This is a genomic window from Streptomyces antnestii, from assembly GCF_004005495.1.
Taxonomy (GTDB): Bacteria; Actinomycetota; Actinomycetes; order Streptomycetales; family Streptomycetaceae; genus Streptomyces; species Streptomyces antnestii.
Genome location: NZ_RZYA01000002.1, coordinates 381,145 through 399,865 on the forward strand (window position 1 = coordinate 381,145; position 18,721 = coordinate 399,865).

Below are 18,721 nucleotides of genomic sequence, written 5' to 3' on the forward strand. Positions count from 1 at the left end.
GGGTCGGTGTCCTGCCGTAGACCCACGTTGAACTGATTCAAGGCGTTGCGGCGAGCGTGACGAGGTGTTTCGTCGTGGCTGCCGGGGCGATGATCTGGTGGAGGTGTTCGCCGGGTAGGTGGGCCACCTGCCAGCCGCGTGTGCGTGCCTCGGTGGCCATGGCGTCGTACGGAGGGCCGAACAGTAGGTACGAGCATGGGTGGTCGTCCCAGCCCTCGGGGACGGGGATGTGCTGCTCGTAGTAGGAGAGCGGGAGCGTGGGCTGTTCCTCGATGATCTTCTGCCGTTGCGCCGGGTTGGAGTCGGAGAACATGGGGGCGATGTCTTCCTCGGCCCACCAGTCGGTCCAGCGAGGGAGTCGGCCGTTCACCGCCATCGGGCCGAGGAAGTCCAGAAACTCCGGTGTGGCCACGGGAGTTGGGCCGAACCGGGCCGGTAGCGGGGCGTCGACGAAGACCGAGGCGGCCACCGGGTGGTCGAGTCGTGAGCGGATCGCCGGCAGGAACAAGCCCGCGTTGCTGTGTGCCACCAAGGTGACCGGGCTGTCGACGGGGACCTGTCGCAGGTCTTCGTGGACGGCGTCGGCGACGCGGGGCCAGAAGGGCGGGTCACCGCTGCCGATGTGGAGCAGCGATGGCACCCGTACCTGGTACCCCGCCGCAGTGAGGTGCTCGGCGACGGGATGCCAGGTCGAGGGTCCGACGGACGGACTGTGTACGAGAACGAAGACAGGGCGCACGTGACCATCCTGTCCCCTTGCCGACGTGGGCGGGTACGGCTCGGCCCGCGGCAGAATGTCCTGTCGCTCTGTCAGGCGTAGGTCCAGCGCCAGGCGTTGGAGCTGTACGCGCACTTGATGGCCGTGCCGCTCTGCGTGGTGGTCACGGCCCCATGGTCGCTGTTGCGGCAGAACTGGCCCGCCGAGTAGCAGTTGCCGGCGTTGGAGACGATCGAGCACGTGCCGGACGAGTCCTGGCTTCCGCTTCCGCTCCCCGTGCTGCCGCTGGTGCCGTTCGCGGCGGCGGCGTGGGCGGTCCTCGTGACGGTGACCGTGGGGCGGGGCTTGGGCTTCGCCCTGACCGTCTCGGTGACGGTCGGTCCGGGTTCGGGTGTGGTCGTCACGGTGGCGGTGACCGTCGTCGCGGGCTTGGCGCGAGCGGCGACGGGCTGCGGCTGCTCGCTGTTCCCGGCGCCCACGAGAAGCGCACCGGTGAGAAGCAGGCCCGAGCCGCCGAGCCATATTCGCTTCCGCTTGTGAAGCGGGCGGGTGTCCGGCGGGCGCGGCGCGGGCGGCGTCGTGTACGGGTTGTTGGCCATGTTGTCCCCCCTGAGGTGTTGCGGGTGGGATGACGGTAATACGCCAACGGAGTATGTGGAGGAGATGTGGAGGTCTAGTGCTGTATTCGTAACTCCTTGATTGCCGGATCGCGTCCTCGTCGAGATCGAGGCGGACGGACTCCTGCCGTAGTCCCCGGAACTGACTGGCGGCGCGTGGATCGTGCCGGGTAGCTTCCCGGCATGGTTGACGAGGAATTTGGGCATCCGCGGCTCGCCGCCGTCTACGACGCGCTCGATCCCGACCGCAGCGATCTCGACGCGTACCTGCGCGTCGCGGAGGAGTTCGAAGCGCGTCGGGTGCTCGACATCGGCTGTGGCACCGGCGTGTTCGCCCTGCTGCTCGCTGATCGCGCGGTCGACGTCGTCGGCGTCGACCCCGCCCGAGCGTCCGTCGACGTCGCTCGCGCCAAGCCCGGCGCTGAACGGGTGCGCTGGATCTGCGGCGACGCGGCCACGCTCCCGCCCCTGCGGGTGGATCTGGCGACCATGACGGCGAACGTCGCCCAGGCCATCGTCGATCCGCAGGGGTGGAGGGAAACGCTGCGAGGCGCCTACGAAGCCCTGCGGCCCGGCGGGCATCTCGTGTTCGAGACCCGCGATCCCGCGAGACGTGCCTGGGAGGAGTGGAACCGGGCGGAGTCGTACGCCGAGACGCGGATCCCCGGTGTGGGTGTCGTCGAGAGCTGGGTCGCGGTCACCGACGTGAGCGGACCACTCGTGACGTTCCGGTGGACGTATGTCTTCGCCGAGGACAGCGAGGTCTTGACGTCTGACTCGACCTTGCGGTTCCGCGAGCGGGACGAGGTCGAGTCGGATCTAGCCGCGCAGGGGTTCGTGGTGGCGGACGTTCGCGACGCCGCGGATCGTCCAGGCAGGGAGTTCGTCTTCGTCGCACGGCGCCCCGACAACGACTAACCGACACCGCGCCGCGTCGAGTCCCGCACCACCACCGTGCACGGCACCATCGCACTGCGCGGCGCCTTCCCGTCGAGTACGTCGATCAGCATCGTGACCGACTCCGCACCCAGACGTCGTGCGTCCAGGCTCAGCGCGGTGAGCGGTACCTCCCAGTCCTCGGCGCCGCCGGACTGCGCACTCTCCCGCATGACGCTGATCATCAGGTCGCCGGGGATGCTCAGGCCGAGCCGGCGTGCCGCGATCACCAGCGCCTGCCCGTACGTCTCGTTGAGCCCGTGCACCGCGTCCGGGCGGTCGGGACCGGACAGCAGCCGCAGCGCGGCCTCCACCGCGTCCTCCGAAGCGGCCGGTGTCTCCACGACCGGCGTCTGCCCGGCCGCCTCGCACCACTCCCGGTAGTGGCGCTCGCAGTCCTGGGTGTACGCGTCGGGCTCGGCGCCCGAGAGGAGGCCGATGCGGGTGGCACCCGCCGTGCGGAGGTGGTCGAGCACCTCCGCCATGCCGTGCTCCAAGTCGCTCTCGACCGTGGGGACTTCCTCGTAACCCGGGTCGATGGGGCGGCCGTCGGTGACGACGGGGAGTCCGCGGCGCGCGCAGTCCGCGAGCAGCGGGTCGTCGCGTACCGGGTCGACGATGATCAGGCCGTCCATGGGGACCCGCGCCCACAGGCCGGAGGCCGGGTCGCCGGGGACGACGACGAGCGCGTAGTCACGTTCGACGGCGGCCATGGTGGCTCCGGCGGAGAACGCCGCGTAGTACGGGCGGTACGTGCTCGCCCACGGGCGGTCCGCCATGTGGCCGACGGCGACGCCGATGATGCCGGTGCGTCCGGACACCAGGCCCTGGGCCACGGGGTCGGGGCGGTAGCCGAGTTCCGCCGCCGCGCTGCGCACCCGCTCACGCGTGGCAGGGGCGATCTGGCCCTTGCCGCTGAGGGCGTGGGACACCGTCGTGATGGACAGTCCGGTGGCCCGTGCCACGTCGCGGATCCCGGGTCGCCGGCCCCCGGTCTCCGCTCGCGTGGATTTCCGGCTGGTCATGCCTCGGTCCGCCTTCCCTGTCGATCCCCGTGCGGCCCCCGGAGCGTACTGGAGAGCCGCTGTCCCGCTGCTGCGTCCCAAAACGTTTTTGTTGCGATGGGCTCAGGGTCTTGACGGGCCCAAAACGTTTTGGGCACTGTAACGCATCACCGAATACCGGCACTTGCCCGAGGAGCTCCATGCGCATCCGTACGTCCGCCGTGCCCGCACTCACCGCCCTGATGCTGGCGGCCCTCACGGCCTGCGGAGGTTCCGCCGCGGGCAGCGGGGACGACTCCACCACCCACACCACCGACGCCAAGGGCGCGACCTACGGCAAGTGCAAGGTGACCGGTGAACGCGGCTCGATCCACCTCAGGACCGTCCAGAAGGACACCCTGACCGTCGTCGGCGACCTGCCCAGTCCCGGCTGGTGGAACGGCGACACCGTGCGCCAGATCGCGGACGGCTACGAGTACTGCTTGGCCGCGAACATCGCCTACCGTGCGGGCCTGTCCAGGCTCACCGTGCGCAACGTGTCCTTCGACGCGCTCGTCGCGGGCAAGACGCAGGACTTCGACATGGCGCTCGCCGAGATCTCCATCACCGAGCCGCGCCGCAAGGTGGTCGACTTCTCCGCCCCCTACTTCGCCTCCAACATCGGTGTCCTCGTGACCTCGGGCTCCAAGGCGACCGCCAAGAACATCGCGGGTCTGCGTCTCGGGGTGAAGCAGGGCACGACCGGTGCCGACTTCGTCCGCGACAAGATCCGCCCCAAGACGGCCCCGAAGGTCTTCGCCGGTGACGTCGAACTGCAGGCGGCCCTCCAGGCCGGACAGGTCGACGCGGCGCTCACCGACGTCGCCATCGTGCTCGGCAAGGCCCAGGAGTCGAAGGGCAAGCTGCAGGTCATCGGCCAGTACAACACCGGTGAGTCCTACGGAGCGCTCTACCCCAAGGGCAGCAAGAACTCCGCCGCCCTCGACGGAGCCATCGACGGCATGAAGAAGGACGGCACGCTCGACAAGCTCTCCTCCGTCTACCTGGCCAAGGCCTTCGGCGGCGACCCCTCCGCGATCCCCACCTGGAGCACCAAGTGACCGTCGGCTCCGACCTGTTGACGGCCGGCCCCGCCCGGCCGAAGGCGGCCGCGCCGCCCCGCAACGCCCTTCCGCTGGCGGGCACCGCGGTGGCCGCCGTCCTCGCCGCCGTCGCGCTGACGGCCGTCACCGCCCTGTCCGTCATGGACGCGGTACCCGGCGCAGGGGTCGCCGTGACGGCGGGTGCCGTCATCGTGGCCGCCGCCGTCCTGACCCAACTGCGGCCCGCGCTACGGGCGGTGCGCTCCAGCCGGAAAGCGGCCGAGGCCTGGGCGCAGGACCGGCGGGCCGACGCCCGGCGCGCCGTCTCCGAGGCACGCGAGGACGCCTGGACCGCACTGGGCTGGTGCCTGACCGCACTCGTCGTGCTGGGCGCGGTGTGGTTCCTGTTCGCCAACGACCGTGCCGTGCAGCGCACGTTCTTCGACCGCGACGTCATCGGGATCAGCATCTCGGAGATCGCCTCCGCCTTCGGCACCAACCTGTTCATCGCCGTCGTCGCCCAGGTGCTCATCCTCGTGTGGGGGCTCGCCCTCGCGCTCGCCCGGATGGCCCCCGGCCGGGCAGGACGGCCGCTGCGGCTGCTCGCCACCAGCTACATCGACGGCTTCCGCGCCGTACCCGCGATCATCATCATCTACCTCATCGGCTTCGGACTGCCGCTGGCCAAGGTGCCGTTCCTCAGCTCGCTCAGCCCCGTCTGGTTCGCGATCCTGGCCCTCACCCTGACCTACGGCGCGTACGTCGCCGAGGTGTTCCGCGCCGGCATCGAGTCCATCGCGCCCGGCCAGAGCGCCGCCGCCCGCTCCCTCGGCCTGTCACAGAGCTCGACCCTGCGCCACGTGGTACTGCCGCAGGCCACCCGCCGCGTCGTCCCGCCGCTCCTCAACGACTTCATCAGCCTGCAGAAGGACACCGCGCTGGTGAACGTCATCGGCACCATCGACGCCTTCAACCAGTCGAAGATCTTCGCCTCCAACCACTTCAACCTGTCCTCGGTGACCGTGGTCGCGGCGCTCTTCATCCTCATCACCATCCCGCAGGCCCGCCTCGTCGACCGGCTTGTGGCCCGCGAGCAGCGCCGCGGCAAGGGAGCCTGACATGCCCTTCATCGAGATCGACGGTGTACACAAGAGCTACGGGGACACCCCCGTGCTCAAGGGCATCGACCTGAACGTGGAACAACACCAGGTCGTGACCCTCATCGGCGCCTCCGGCAGCGGCAAGAGCACCCTGCTGCGCTGCATCAACGGCCTGGAAGACATCAGCGGCGGCCAGATCCGGGTCGACGGAGAGGTCGCCTCGGGACGGGGCACCGACGTGGACCGGCTGCGCCGCGACGTCGGCATGGTCTTCCAGCACTTCAACCTCTTCCCGCACATGAGCGTGGTGCGCAACGTCGCCCTCGCGCCGATGCGGGTGGGGGGCGTGCCGCGGGCCGTGGCCGAGGAACAGGCCCGCGTCCTGCTCGAGAGGGTCGGTCTCGCCGACAAGGCCGACCGTATGCCGGACCAGCTCTCCGGCGGCCAGCAGCAGCGCGTGGCCATCGTCCGCGCCCTGGCCACCGGGCCCCGCGCCCTGCTGCTCGACGAGATCACGTCCGCCCTGGACCCCGAACTCGTCGCCGAAGTGCTCGCGATCGTCCGCGAACTCGCCGAAGGCGGCATGACCATGCTGCTGGCCACCCACGAGATGGGCTTCGCCCGGGAGGTGTCGAACAAGGTGTGTTTCCTGCATCAGGGTGTACTGCTGGAGGAAGGTCCGCCGGAGCAGATATTCGGCGAACCGCAGCAGGAGCGCACCCGCGCCTTCCTGCGCCGCATCGTCGAGGCGGGGCGGCTGTGACCGGCGCGCGGGTGCTCGTCGTCGAGCACGAGGACGGTACGGGGCCGGCCCAGGTCGGTGAACGCCTCGCCGCGCAGGGGCTGGTGATCGACCTGTGCCGCCCCTGGGCCGGGGACACGCTGCCCAACACGCTCGACGGCCATGACGGGTTCCTGGTCCTCGGCGGCTCCATGGGCCCGTACGACGAGGAACGGGCGCCGTGGCTGCCCGCGGTGGGCGGCCTGCTGCGTGAGGCGGTGGCCCGGGACATGCCCACGCTCGGGATCTGCCTGGGCATGGAGCTGCTCACGGTGGCCTGCGGGGGAGAGGTCCGGCACGCGGCACGCCCCGAGGTCGGGCTCTGTGAGCTGACCCCCCTTCAAGAGGCCGCCAAGGACCGGCTGTTCGGCCCCTTCGTCGACGCGGACACATGGCTGAGCGCGGTGCAGTGGCACTGGGAGGAGACGGGAACGCTCCCCGAGGGCGCCGTCGCGCTCCTCACCAGCGAGCGCTGCGCCCACCAGGCGTACCGGATCGGCACGTCGGTCTGGGGTGTGCAGTTCCATCCCGAGGTCCTGGCCGGCGACATCGGCACCTGGGGATCATCGGACGTGGGCCCGCTGCAGGCCCTCGGACTCGACCCGGCCGGGGTCGTGGCCGAGGTGGCCCGCGAGGAGACGGCGCTGCGCGAGCTGTGGGGCGCGTTCGCCGAACAGTGGGGCGCCATCGTGACGGAGGACCGCAGCACGGTCGAGGCCCCTCCGTCGGCGTAGGAACTGTCCGCGCGGTGAGCCACGCGGCCGTCCCGTGCCGTTGTGGCTCACCGGCGGGCTCCCGGGCGGCAGACTGGCCCCATGACCGCCACGGATCCGAAGGACGACCTCCGCCAGTATCTGCAGTCCGCCCGCGACGCCCTGCTCTGGAAACTCGAAGGGCTCTCCGAGTACGACGCCCGACGCCCGATGACGCCCACCGGCACCAACCTGCTGGGCCTGGTCAAGCACGTGGCCAGTGTGGAACTCGGGTACCTCGGGGACACGTTCGGGCGGCCGTCCGGCGAGCCGCTGCCCTGGCTGGCGGACGGGGCCGAGCCCAACGCCGACATGTGGGTCACCCCCGACGAGTCACGCGAGGACATCGTGGCGCTCTACCGCCGCGCCTGGGCCCACGCGGACGCGACGATCGACGCGCTGCCCCTGGACACGACGGGCAAGGTGCCGTGGTGGCCCGACGGCAAGGACGAGGTGACGCTGCACCATGCCGTGGTACGCGTCATCGCCGACACGCACCGCCACGCCGGGCACGCCGACATCCTCCGCGAACTCGTCGACGGCGCCGTGGGGATGAACGAGGGCAAGGACAACATGGCGTCCACCGACCCGGATTGGTGGGCGGACCACCGGAGCCGGCTGGAGCGCGCCGCCCGGGAGGCCGACCGGCGCGCGTGAACCTGGCCCCCGGGCGCGGCAGCGGACTCAGCGGACTCAGTGGACCGAGAACCCGCCGTCCACGAAGATCGCCTGCCCGGTGACGTAGGCGGAGCCACGGCCCGCCAGGAACACCGCCGCTCCGGCGAAGTCCTCGGCCAGGCCGTTGCGCCCGACCATGGTGCGCGCGGCCAGCGCCTCGACCTTGTCCGGGTCGCTCGCCAGGCGGGCGTTGAGCGGGGTCATGACGAAGCCCGGCACCAGCGTGTTGCAGGTGACACCGTGCGGCGACCACGCCTCCGCCTGCGAGCGGGCCAGCGCTTCGAGAGCACCCTTGGAGACGCCGTACGCGCCGCTCTGGACGAACGCGCGGTGCGCCTGCTGGGAGGTGATGTGGATGATCCGCCCGAAGCCCCGCTCGGCCATGCCGGGACCGAACCGCTGGCCCAGCAGGAACGGCGCCTCCAGGTTCACCGCCATCGTGGTGTCCCACACCTCGTCGACGAGGTCGCTCATCGGTGGCCGCAGGTTGATCCCCGCGCTGTTGACCAGGATGTCGGGCTCGCCGAACACCGCGGCCGCTTCATCGGCGGCCGCACGTACTCCGTCGCGGGTTCCGAGGTCCGCGCTCACCCAGCCCGCCCGGCAGCCGGCCGCCGTCAACTCATCGACCGTAGCGGTGAGTTCGGCCTCCTTGCGGGCCACGATCACCACGTTCGCCCCCGCCCGCGCGAGCGCTTCGGCGATGGCACGTCCGATTCCGGAACTGCCACCGGTCACCACCGCGGTCCGGCCGTCGAGCGAGAAGAGTTCGGAGAGGTAGGTGTGCGACGTCATACCCGCACCCTAATGTCTCAACGGGCCGCCTCGATGGTCACCTTGACGTGCTTCATGATCGGCTGGTCGCTCTGGGTGCTGTAGTCGCCAAGGGCGCACAGCACGTTCATCTCGGGCATGTACCCGGCCGCACACCCTCGCGGGATGTCGTAGGGGATGGCGAGATGGCCGTTGAGGTGGCGCTGGGAGCCGTCCTTGGCGGTGCTGGTGATGTCGACGGGGTCGAACTCGGCGATGCCGCGTTCCCGCATGTCGTCCTTGTTCATGAAGACGAGGGTGCGCAGGTTCTTGACGCCGCGATACCGGTCGTTGTCCGAGTAGATCGTCGTGTTCCACTGGTCGTGCGAACGCATCGTCCCGAGCGCCAGCGTGCCGGGGGCGGGTACGACGTCGGGCAGCGCGGCGGCGGAGAACTCGGCGCCGCCGGACTCCGTCAGGAAGACCAGTTCGCGGGCGGGCTGCTTGAGGCGGAAGCCCAGGGGCAGGCGCACCCGCCGGTTGAAGTCCTCGAAGCCGTCCAGGGCTTGGGCCATGGTGTCGCGGATGCGGTCGTAGTCCTCGATGTACCACTCCCACGGGGTGGCACTGTCGGGCAGCGCCGCGCGGGCCATGCCCGCGACGATGGCGGGCTCGGACAGCAGATGCGAAGAGGCGGGGCGCTTCATGCCGACCGACAGGTGGACCATGCTCATCGAGTCCTCGACCGATGTGCTCTGGAGCCCCTTGCGCTGGTGGTCCTTCTCGGTGCGGCCCAGACACGGCAGGATGAGCGCCTGCCGGCCGTGCACGAGATGGCTGCGGTTGAGCTTGGTGCTCACCTGGACGGTGAGGTCGCAGTTGCGCAGGGCTTCGTGCGTGACCGGGGTGTCCGGGGCGGCGTTGGCGAAGTTGCCGCCCATGCCGACGAACACCTTCACATCGCCGCGGAGCATGGCCTGGATGGTGTTGACGGTGTCGAGACCGTGGTCGCGCGGCGGGTCGATCTTGCAGACCTCGGCAAGCCGGTCCAGGAACGCCTCGGTCGGCCGGTGATCGATGCCGCAGGTGCGGTTCCCCTGGACGTTGCTGTGCCCGCGCACGGGGGAGGGGCCCGCGCCCTCACGGCCCAGATTCCCGCGCAGCAGAAGGAGGTTGACGATCTCGCGGACGGTGTCGACGCCGTGCTCGTGCTGGGTGAGACCCAGGCACCAGCTGATGATGCTGCGGTCGGCGTCGCGGTACACGCGCGCGGCCTTGAGGATGTCGTCGCGGCTGACCCCGGACTGGTTCTCGAGCTCCTCCCAGGACGTGCTCTCGCACAGCTCCCGGTACGCCTCGAAGCCCGTGGTGTGGCGGTCGACGAACTCCTTGTCCAGCGCCTTGGGATCCGTATGGGCCTGCTCCAGGATCGCCTTCGCCATGCCGCGCAGGAGCGCCATGTCGCCGCCGATGCGCGGCTGGAGGTTCAGGGTGCTGGTCTTCGTCGTCTTGAACAGCGCCATGTCCAGGAAGTCGTGCGGGACGATGGTGCGGGTGGCCGCGGCCTCGACGAGCGGGTTGATGTGCACGATCTGGGCGCCGCGCCGGTAGGCCTCGGAGAGGGCCGTGAGCATACGGGGGGCGTTCGAGGCGGCGTTGACTCCCAGGATGAACAGGGCGTCCGCGCTCTCCCAGTCCTTGAGGTCGACGGTCCCCTTGCCCGTTCCGAGCGACGCCTGCAGCGCGCGGCCGCTGGCCTCGTGACACATGTTGGAACAGTCGGGGAGGTTGTTCGTCCCCAGCTCACGGGCCATCAACTGGTAGAGGAACGTGGCCTCGTTGCCGAGCCGGCCGGACGTGTAGAACGACGCCTGGTTCGGGTTGTCCAGCTCGCGCAGCGCGCGGCCCGCCACCTCGAACGCGTCCTTCCAGGTGATCGGGACGTAGTGGTCCGTATCGGGGTCGTAGACCATCGGCTCGGTCAGGCGGCCCTGGTTCTCGAGCTCGAAGTCGCTCCAGGCGGACAGCTCGCTCACCGAGTGCGCGGCGAAGAACTCACGCCCGACGCGCTTGCGCGTCATCTCCCAGGTGACGTGCTTGATGCCGTTCTCGCAGATGTCGAGCTTGAGGCCCTTGGTGTCGTCCGGCCACGCGCACCCGGGACAGTCGAAGCCCGTGTTCTCGTGGTTCATCCGCATGATCGCCCGAGGCCCGTCGACCAGCTCACGCTCGCGCACCAGGAACTGCGTCACGCTCTTCGCGGCACCCCAGCCCGCGGCGGGGTGGTGGTAGGGGTGGAACTCCGGTTCCTCCAGGGGGACCGGCCCCACCCTGGGCTCCAGCTCTTCCTGCGGCTTCGCGTCACTTTCGGTGCTCAAGAGTCTCAGATCCTTCGACGCACGAATCAGGGCACAAGTCGAACAAAGCTAGTCTTGTCCGTAGGCTAGGTGCCCTGATACACGCACGCCACTCGGTCTTCCGACGCGGCGTTCTCACACCGGGGTGTGGCCCTCCAGGTAGTGGCGCACGGTGCCGGACAGTCCGTCGGCGGCGCTGACGGCCGCCGCGACCGGTACCCAGTGGATCTCGTCCGGAGGCAGCCGCGCCCCGTCCGACGGATCCTCGGTCAGCAGTTGGCACACGACCGCAGACGGTGCGTCGGTGTCGGCGTACGGCTGCAGCGGCCTCGAACCGTCGACCAGATAGCCGGTGAGCTCGTACACCGATCGCGCGGCGCAGGCCTCGGCCGACTCGGCGGGCTCGGGGAGGCCGGACGGCAGGGTTCTGGAGTCGGGTCCCCGCCCCACCAACAGCAGGCTTCCGTTGTGGATGACAACCGCCTGTACCACGCCCTGGTCCGCCCGCTCCGGCGTCATGGCCCCACCGCCCCTTCGTCGTACGCCCGGCACCCGGGCCCTGCGTTCCTACCCGTCGGCGGTCACTTCACGCGGCCGCCCCCCATCCGCCTCGGGACGGAGTCGGACGCGGTCGGCCGCGATCAGCAGTTACTGGAGGGACAACTCGTACGCGCGCTGCGTGAGTTCGTGGTCCGCGAAGCCGCCGGACAGCGTCGGCTCGCCCGTGCGGCCGGACTGTACGGGGACGTGGAGCGGGTGACGTGTGACGCGGTGCGAGAATGGGGCCATGGCAGGGGATGACACTTTTGAACCCGAGTCCGAGCGGGTCACTCGCACATTGCGCGACCAGATTCTCGACGGGGTGCGCGCGCCGGGCAGCAAGCTCGTGGAGCGCGAACTGGCGGCTGAGCTCGGGGTGAGCCGGCTGCCGGTCCGCGACGCCCTCAAGGACCTGGTGAACGAGGGGCTCGTGACCCCGCGCCCGCGGAGCTGGGCGGTGGTCCGTGAGTTCACCGCCGCCGACGTCGAGGACCTCGACGAGGTCAAGGCGGCGCTCGAGATGCTGGCGTTCCGGCTCGCCGCCCAGCGGCGCACCCGCGCGGGACTCGCGCGGCTGCGCGCGGACCTGGACGCCGAGCTGAGCGCGGCGGCGAAGGGGGAGGCCGTACCGGCGCGGCGGGCCGCGGCCGACTTCCACGAGACCGTGACGGCGCTCGCCGACAACGAGCTCCTGAACGAGCTCGGCCGCACCCTGAGCAGCAGGATGCGCTGGCTCCTCGGTCAGCACGACGACATCGTGGGCGTCGCGAAGGAACACGAGGAGCTGTACGAGGCCATCGAGGCCCGGGACGTGCCGCGGGTCGAGGAGCTGGCCCTCAAGCACCTGGCGACGGGACGCAGCGAGGCCGCCGCACACAGGAAGCGGGGCTCCGAGCAGTAGCCGCCGGCCTGCGCAGGCGCTACGCGCGTCGCGGCCGGGGCAGGTCCGGGCACACACGACGGCGCCCCCTCCCAGCGGCTGGGAGGGGGCGCCGTCGTGTGCTGCGCTACGACGTAGCGGTCGCGTTGCGCGTCGAGATCCCTTCGAAGGCGACGTAGGCGATCAGGGCGACCACCAGGCCGCTGACCGCGTCGGAGAACTGCGGCGCGTACCAGTGCACGAGTCCGCCGGCCGCCGCGCCGACCGCCCACGCGGCGAAGGCGGTGGGACGCACGGCCGAGGCGACCCGGCCCTCGAGCTTGCCCCGCAGCACCACCTGGTCGGCGATCAGCACACCGCCGAGCGGCGGCACGAAGACGCTGAGGACGACCAGCCAGTCCAGGAAGTGGTTCCACACTCCGGCCAGAGCGGCGACCGTGCCGATGACACCCAGGACGATCGTCATGACGCGCATCTTGCTGCCGGTCAGGTGCGACCAGCTGAGCGCACCGTTGTAGAGGCAGTGGCTGCACACGGACCCGAGGTTCACGAACACGAAGATCGCGGCGAGAACGCTGAGCACGGCCCCGTGACCGCTGGTGAGGATCGGCAGGAAGTTGCCGCCCACCGTCTGGGCCGAGGCGATGGCACCGGCCGCGACGATGACGCCGCCGGTGATCTGGGCGACGAGGCTGGCCACCGGGAACGCGGTGGCCGTCGCGATGACCGCTTCCCTGCCGTTCTTGGACCAGCGGGTGAAGTCGGCCGTCATCGTGCCCGAGTCGGCGAAGGTGGCCATGATCAGCGAGACCGCCGCACCGAAGGTGAGGGCGGCGCCGCCACCGACACCCTTGTAGTCGAACACCGCGGTGAGGCTGTGGTCCCTGGCCACGATCACCAGGGCGATGATGCCGACCACGATGAACAGCGGGGCCGCGACCGCGCCCAGCCACGACAGGGCGCGGATGCCGAGGAACGTGATCGCGATGAACACGACACCGGCGACGACCGCCACGAGCTTCTCGTGCCAGCCGAACGCCTGGTGGAGCGTGGCTCCGGTGGCGCCGGTGTTGAACGCGAACCAGCCGACGACGACCGTCGCGAGGAAGCCGGCGGCCACGACGTACCCGACCTTGCCGAACGTCTTCGTCGCCTGGAGGGAGAAGCTCTCGCCGGTGCTGCCCGCCCGGTGGCTGAGCAGACCGACGTAGACGAGCATCACCAGGTTCGCGGTGAGGATGGCGGCGAGGCCGTGCCAGAAGCCCATCAGCGCGACGACGACCCCGCCGGGGACCGCATTGGTGAGGATCATGGGGAATCCGAACCACACGGCGGACACGGTGAGGAGGGACTTGCGGCTCTCCTGGGGAACAGCTGTGTGCTCGAACTCCGGGTCCAGCTCGTGGCTGGTGGCCTGGGCCGGTTCCGCCACGACGGCGGGGTCCTGTCTGGTCATGGTGGTCTCCCTGGGGGAACCTGGGCGCTGTCAGGCGACCGTGCGGGCGAGGGCGACTGCGGCCTGCTCGAAAGCGGTCGCGGGCGGATGCGTGATACCGGCGCCGATCATGCCGATGCCCGCGTCCTTGTGGGCGATGGCGGTGTTGATGATGGGCAGGATCCCGGTGGCGAGCACCTTGCGGACGTCGATACCGGTGGGCAGACCCTGGAAGTTGAGCGCCGGGATCGTCACGTTCGGGTTCTCCGCCGTCGTGATCTCACCCATGTCGCGGGTGTAGCCCATGGCCTCGGCCACGGTGCCGCCGACCAGGGCGACGATGGCGGGCGCGGCCGACATGGCGAAGCCTCCGAAGCCGTACGTCTCGGTGATGGCGCTGTCACCGATGTCGAGACCGGAGTCCTCGGGCTTGTAGCCGGCGAACATCGGGCCGACGACCTTCTGCGCCGGGCCGGTGAACCACTGGCCGGGCAGACCGGCGACGCGGATTCCGAACTCGACGCCGTTGCGGGCCATCGTGGTGACGACGGTGGAGTTCTCCACGCCGTTGGCGGCGTCGAGAGCGGCCTTGGCCACGGCCATCCAGGTCGGGCCCGAGAAGTAGTCGGAGGACGCGACGAAGTCGAAGACCTCCTTCTTCTGCGCGGTCGTGAAGGACGACTGGAGCAGTCCGGGGGCGAGCGCCTGGAAGAGGAGCAGGGTGCCGGCGCCGTTGCGGTTGTGGCACTCGTCGCCCATGTGGATGGCCTGCGAGAGCAGCAGCCGCAGGTCGATCGGGCCGGTGAACTCGACGGCTTCCTTCAGCATCGGGCCGAAGACGTCGCGCATCCAGACCAGGCGGTCGATGACGCTCTGGTCGTTGGCGCCCATCCGCAGGATCTTGGCCATCTGCTCGGACAGGTTGGTGTACGCGACGTTGCCGTGCGTCTCGTTCTTGACGATGTGCACGTACATCGACGCCGAGGTGACACCGGCCATCGAGCCGACCGAGTCCGCCTCGTGGCAGGGCTTGAAGGTGATCTGTCCGGAGGCGGCGACCTCGGCGGCCTCGTCCAGGTCCTTGGCCAGGCCCTCGAAGACGATGGCACCGGTGACGGCACCCTTCATCGGGCCGTTCATCCGGTCCCAGGTGATGGGCGGGCCGGAGTGCAGGATCGTGGTGGGCGTCATGCCGGGCACCACGTCGAGCGCGCGGCCGTAGCCGATGAGCATCGGGCGCGCGGACATGATGCGCTCGACGGCCTCGGCGTTGGCCGCCGCGATCCGCTCGGCGACCTCAGGGGCCTCAAGGGCGTCGAGCGCGGCGAGGGCCTCGGGGTTGCCGCCCGCGGGCGGGGTCCAGTCGAGGGTGGTGACCTGCGCGCCCTGCGCCGTGATGTCCCGGTCGAACATGGCGAGGCCGACGTTGATGACGCTGAGGTCGCTGCTGAAGAGGCTGGTGGCGGGGGTGCTCATGCGCGGTGTGCCTTCCGGGCGGTCTCGCGGGCGAAGGTGCCCGTCTCGGTGCTGCTGCGGGTGACGGTGACGCCGGCTGCATCGAGGGCCGCGACCTGCTCGTCGAGGCCCGGGGTGTCGCGGTCGGTGCCGAGGACGTAGCCCACGATCTCCAGGTGGCGGCCGGCGTCGGACGCGGTCTTCTTGGCCTGGGCGATGGCGGGCAGGGTGACGCCGACCGGGTCCTCGTGGGCGCCGAAGCCGAGGACGAAGTCCATGACGATCAGGGCGACCTCGGGGTCCTTCGCCTCCTCGACCAGACGCGCGAGGCGCAGGGACGGGTCGATCATCGGGTGCGGGCGGCCGTTGGTGAACTCGTCGTCACCGAAGTCGAGGAAGGTGTGCCCCGTGCTGGCGCTGCCGGCCGGCAGCTGACGCTCGGGGTTCTTCTGGATGTTGCTCCACACGTTGTCGCTGACGTCGAGCACCGCGTACATGGACTCGTCACACAGGGTGCCGCCGCAGAACAGGCCGCGTACGTAGCGCTGCTCGGGCGTGAGACGGGCGACGAGCTCGTCCACCCGCTTCGGGTCGGGCTCCTCGACGGAGGCCTCGGCGTCCACCCCGAGGCGCACCGCCTGGAGCGCCGCGTCCTGGGTGCTCGCCGCGAAGTGACCGCCGGCCGCGACCACGGCCTCCTCGGTACCGCCGACGAAGTAGACGACGACGGGCTTGCCCGCCTTCGCGATCTCGTCGAGGACCTTGCTCTCCACGGCCTTGGCCGGGGGCTTGGACACGAGCAGGATGACACTGGTGCCGGGGTCGGCCGCGAGCGCCCGGATCCCGTCGATCATCATGATGCCGCCGACCTCTTCGCTGAGGTCGCGGCCGCCGGTGCCGATGAGCTGGGAGATGCCCGCGCCCAGGGCGTGGATACGGACACTGACTTCCTGGGCGCCGGTGCCGGACGCCGCGACGACACCGACCGTGCCGGGCCGTACGGCGTTGCCGAAGCACAGGGCGACGTTGTTGATGATCGCGGTGCCGCAGTCGGGGCCCATCATGAACAGGCCCTTGCTGTGGGCGAGTTGCTTGAGCGCGACCTCCTCCTCGACCGGCACGTTGTCGCTGAAGACCATGACGTGCAGGCCGTTCTCCAGCGCCTTGCGGGCTTCCCGGCCCGCGTACGCGCCGTTGACCGCGACGATCGCGAGGTTCGCCCCGGGGGTGCCGCTCGCGGCGCTGTCGACGGTCCGGTACGTGACCGCGTTCTCACCGCCCGACGCGGGAGCCTTCTGCGTCAGGAGTGCCTCGACCTCCGTCAGCAGCTCCGTGTGGTCGGCGCCCTCGTCCGCCTCGACGACGATCATGAGATCGCCGGTGCCCGCGGCCTCGAGATCCGCCGTGAGGAGGCCGAGGCTGCCCAGCACACCCTTGTTCATCTCGGTGCCCATGGCGACGAACGCCTGGACCACGCCGGGCAGTTGGTTCGCCCGGGTCGAGATGGACATCAGCGATACCGAGTCGAAATAGGTGTTCTTCTTGACGACTGCTGTGATGCTCACAGCGAACCTCGCAGTTCTTTCTCCAGGCGAAGCCCGGTCACGAGACCGGACAAGATGTCGGTGCCGGACGTGTGGCCGATGGCCAGCACGTCCCGGACCGGGTTTCGAAGGGATCGCGTGACCCGTGCCTCGGTGTGTCCGGAGGTGTGGGACAGCGTGTGCACCAGGTCGAGGAGCGGGGCGAGGGCTCGTCCCCGCAGTGCCTCGTCCAGGGTCGCGGCGCTGAGCCGCGTGGTGCGTCCGGGGTGCTCGCGCAGCACGTGTGAGAGGACGCGCGCGAGCGGGGTGAGTCCGCTGCCGGGCAGGGCCGACAGGAGGGCGAGGGCCGTGAGGAAGTCGTCGCCGGACGGGGTGAGGCCTGGGCCGAGTCCGATGAGGGCCAGGAAGGCGCGGCGCATCGCGGGTTCGTCCGCCGACGCGACGGCTTGCGTGAGCAGGTCGCGCCCCTCTGCCAGTGCCCGGGTGACGGCGACTTCCATGGGGGGCGCGGCGGGTGAGGGGCCGAGCAGGCCGCCCGGCGACCCGTGTTCGCGCACAAGCCGGTCGAGCGCGTGGGCCGCGACTGTGAGGTCATCGGGGCCGAGGTTGGCGAGCGACGGCGTAATGGGATGCCATTCGCCGGCACCTTCCACCTGCACATGTGTGGGGGTGGCGGGGGCCCCGAGAGTGATCGTCGGCGGCGTGAAGAGCACGGCCTGCCCCGGCGAGATGCCTCGGTCCGACCAGTGGTCCACGTCGGTTATGAGGGTGCGGGGTGCGTCGGCACCGTCGTGTGCGGAGAGGGAAATGAGCATGTCATCCGGCATGAGGATGTTGACGGTGCGACGGAAGACACCTTCCACCACACCCTGCCCGCGGAAGGTGCGCAGGTGTGCCAGGAGCGCGGCGTCGCCCGAGCGTGTGCGCACGGTGCCGGTGGCGGTCACGGATGGCACTGCGACCTCCTCTCCGTGGCTGTGTGAACCGGTGTGACGGTTCCCCTTGACGTTCGCCTACTGGTATACCATTTGACAATAGGAAGCGAACAAGTCTGTGGAGGGAATCCATGCGCATCGTCGCGGCTCTCGGAGGTAACGCGTTGGCGCGACGGGGGGAGCCGATGACGGCCGACCACCTGCGTGCGAACGTACGGGCCACCTGTGAGGCACTCGCCGGCCTCGCTCGCGAGCACGAGCTCGTCATCACGCACGGCAACGGACCCCAGGTGGGCCTGCTGGCGCTGCAGAACCTCGCGTACCAGGATGTGGCGGCCTACCCGCTCGACATCCTCGGCGCCGAGACGCAGGGCATGATCGGCTACGTCATCCAGCAGGAGCTCTCCAACGCCCTGGCAGGTGAGCGTGAGGTGGCGGCCGTCGTCACCACGACCGTGGTCGACGAGGCGGACCCCGCCTTCGACCGCCCCACCAAGCTCATCGGTCCCACGTACTCCGCGCAGGACGCCGCGGAGGCCGCGTCCGAGTACCGGTGGACCATCGCGCGTGACGGCGCGGCGTTCCGGCGTGTGGTGCCGTCCCCGGCCCCGATCCGCATCGTCCAGTCGCCTCTCGTGAGCATGCTCCTCGAGAACGGCCGGCTCGTCGTCTGCGTCGGTGGCGGTGGCGTGCCCGTCAAGATCGACAGCAAGGGCCGCCAGACCGGCATGCAGGCGGTCGTCGACAAGGACGCCGCCAGCGCGGCCCTCGCGGCCGAGCTGAAGGCCGACATGCTGATCATGCTCACGGACGGCGACTACGTCAGTGAGAACTGGGGCACCCCCGAGCAGCGGGACATCCTGACCGCCTCCCCGGAGGGCATCTCCGAACTGTCCTTCGCCGAGGGCTCCATGAAGCCGAAGGTCGACTCCGCGGTGCGGTTCGCGAAGTCGGGCGGCAGCGCCCTCATCGGTCCGCTCGACCGGCTCGACGACCTGATCGCGCGTCGCGTGGGCACGGAGATCCGTCCCGACGTCCCGGAAGGCATCGTCTGGGCCTGACACGCCCCGGACGGGTCGCCTCCGGTGACCTGACGAGCCGCTCAGCCGCACCCGCCGAATTCCTCGACTTTCACCGGTCGAGCGTCCTGGATT

The 18,721-nt window shown here is 70.1% G+C and carries 19 protein-coding genes; 8 read left to right on the plus strand and 11 right to left on the minus strand.

What is annotated here, in order from left to right:
- Nucleotides 1–37: 37 nt before the first annotated feature.
- Entirely contained in the window at nt 38–739 is a 702-nt protein-coding gene (locus EOT10_RS06465; protein ID WP_127827072.1) for an alpha/beta fold hydrolase, read from the minus strand.
- A 71-nt stretch (nt 740–810) separates the two neighbouring features.
- Entirely contained in the window at nt 811–1,317 is a 507-nt protein-coding gene (locus tag EOT10_RS06470; RefSeq protein ID WP_127827073.1) for a hypothetical protein, read from the minus strand.
- Nucleotides 1,318–1,518: 201 nt separating this feature from the next.
- Between EOT10_RS06470 and EOT10_RS06475 the strand changes: the two genes are divergently transcribed.
- A complete protein-coding gene (locus tag EOT10_RS06475; RefSeq protein ID WP_127827074.1) occupies nt 1,519–2,253 on the plus strand; it encodes a class I SAM-dependent methyltransferase in 735 nt (244 codons plus the stop codon).
- Here EOT10_RS06475 and EOT10_RS06480 read toward each other — a convergent pair.
- Nucleotides 2,250–3,236 (minus strand): LacI family DNA-binding transcriptional regulator, encoded by a 987-nt coding sequence (locus tag EOT10_RS06480; protein WP_262985399.1) that lies wholly within the window; start codon nt 3,234–3,236, stop codon nt 2,250–2,252. The two genes, EOT10_RS06475 and EOT10_RS06480, sit on opposite strands and share 4 nt — an antisense overlap.
- A 239-nt stretch (nt 3,237–3,475) precedes the next feature.
- Between EOT10_RS06480 and EOT10_RS06485 the strand changes: the two genes are divergently transcribed.
- The 5 genes from EOT10_RS06485 (at nt 3,476) to EOT10_RS06505 (ending at nt 7,647) form a co-directional block, all read left to right on the plus strand.
- Complete coding sequence (locus EOT10_RS06485; protein WP_223280833.1) at nt 3,476–4,375, plus strand: ABC transporter substrate-binding protein; 900 nt, start codon at nt 3,476–3,478, stop codon at nt 4,373–4,375.
- Nucleotides 4,372–5,475, plus strand: coding sequence for an amino acid ABC transporter permease (locus tag EOT10_RS06490; protein WP_223280834.1), 1,104 nt, complete (start codon nt 4,372–4,374; stop codon nt 5,473–5,475). Before EOT10_RS06485 ends, EOT10_RS06490 begins: the two co-directional genes overlap by 4 nt.
- A 1-nt stretch (nt 5,476) precedes the next feature.
- Nucleotides 5,477–6,220 carry an amino acid ABC transporter ATP-binding protein gene (locus EOT10_RS06495; protein WP_127827076.1) on the plus strand — a complete coding sequence of 248 codons (744 nt, stop codon included), beginning with the start codon at nt 5,477–5,479 and terminating at the stop codon, nt 6,218–6,220.
- Nucleotides 6,217–6,972 carry a type 1 glutamine amidotransferase gene (locus EOT10_RS06500; RefSeq protein ID WP_127827077.1) on the plus strand — a complete coding sequence of 252 codons (756 nt, stop codon included), beginning with the start codon at nt 6,217–6,219 and terminating at the stop codon, nt 6,970–6,972. Before EOT10_RS06495 ends, EOT10_RS06500 begins: the two co-directional genes overlap by 4 nt.
- 81 nt (nt 6,973–7,053) lie before the next feature.
- Complete coding sequence (locus EOT10_RS06505; protein ID WP_127827078.1) at nt 7,054–7,647, plus strand: DinB family protein; 594 nt, start codon at nt 7,054–7,056, stop codon at nt 7,645–7,647.
- A 36-nt stretch (nt 7,648–7,683) separates the two neighbouring features.
- On the opposite strand, the gene EOT10_RS06510 is transcribed toward EOT10_RS06505, so the two are convergent.
- The 4 genes from EOT10_RS06510 to EOT10_RS41190 form a co-directional block, all read right to left on the minus strand.
- Nucleotides 7,684–8,463 (minus strand): SDR family NAD(P)-dependent oxidoreductase, encoded by a 780-nt coding sequence (locus EOT10_RS06510; protein WP_127827079.1) that lies wholly within the window; start codon nt 8,461–8,463, stop codon nt 7,684–7,686.
- Nucleotides 8,464–8,480: 17 nt separating this feature from the next.
- Entirely contained in the window at nt 8,481–10,799 is a 2,319-nt protein-coding gene (locus EOT10_RS06515; protein ID WP_127827080.1) for an FdhF/YdeP family oxidoreductase, read from the minus strand.
- Between the two features lie 114 nt (nt 10,800–10,913).
- Complete coding sequence (locus EOT10_RS06520; protein WP_127827081.1) at nt 10,914–11,297, minus strand: NUDIX domain-containing protein; 384 nt, start codon at nt 11,295–11,297, stop codon at nt 10,914–10,916.
- Between the two features lie 129 nt (nt 11,298–11,426).
- On the minus strand, nt 11,427–11,567 hold the full coding sequence (locus EOT10_RS41190; protein WP_189491264.1) for a hypothetical protein: 141 nt from the start codon (nt 11,565–11,567) through the stop codon (nt 11,427–11,429).
- Between EOT10_RS41190 and EOT10_RS06525 the strand changes: the two genes are divergently transcribed.
- Nucleotides 11,566–12,219 (plus strand): GntR family transcriptional regulator, encoded by a 654-nt coding sequence (locus EOT10_RS06525; RefSeq protein ID WP_127827082.1) that lies wholly within the window; start codon nt 11,566–11,568, stop codon nt 12,217–12,219. The two genes, EOT10_RS41190 and EOT10_RS06525, sit on opposite strands and share 2 nt — an antisense overlap.
- Nucleotides 12,220–12,325: 106 nt before the next feature.
- Here the strand turns inward: EOT10_RS06525 and EOT10_RS06530 are convergent, their stop codons facing one another.
- The 4 genes from EOT10_RS06530 to EOT10_RS06545 are packed head-to-tail and all read right to left on the minus strand — an operon-like array spanning nt 12,326 to nt 17,588.
- Nucleotides 12,326–13,654 (minus strand): cytosine permease, encoded by a 1,329-nt coding sequence (locus tag EOT10_RS06530; RefSeq protein ID WP_127827083.1) that lies wholly within the window; start codon nt 13,652–13,654, stop codon nt 12,326–12,328.
- Between the two features lie 30 nt (nt 13,655–13,684).
- Complete coding sequence (locus EOT10_RS06535) at nt 13,685–15,109, minus strand: YlbE family protein (protein WP_127827084.1); 1,425 nt, start codon at nt 15,107–15,109, stop codon at nt 13,685–13,687.
- On the minus strand, nt 15,106–16,653 hold the full coding sequence (fdrA, locus tag EOT10_RS06540; RefSeq protein ID WP_127827085.1) for an acyl-CoA synthetase FdrA: 1,548 nt from the start codon (nt 16,651–16,653) through the stop codon (nt 15,106–15,108). The genes EOT10_RS06535 and fdrA overlap by 4 nt, the downstream gene beginning before the upstream one ends.
- The gene (locus tag EOT10_RS06545) at nt 16,650–17,588 is read right to left on the minus strand and encodes an oxamate carbamoyltransferase subunit AllH family protein (protein WP_127827086.1); all 939 of its coding nucleotides are present in this window, start codon (nt 17,586–17,588) and stop codon (nt 16,650–16,652) included. Before EOT10_RS06545 ends, fdrA begins: the two co-directional genes overlap by 4 nt.
- Before the next feature lie 110 nt (nt 17,589–17,698).
- Here EOT10_RS06545 and EOT10_RS06550 point away from each other — a divergent pair, with 110 nt between their 5' ends.
- Nucleotides 17,699–18,628 (plus strand): carbamate kinase, encoded by a 930-nt coding sequence (locus EOT10_RS06550; protein ID WP_127827087.1) that lies wholly within the window; start codon nt 17,699–17,701, stop codon nt 18,626–18,628.
- The last annotated feature ends 93 nt before the right edge of the window (nt 18,629–18,721 follow it).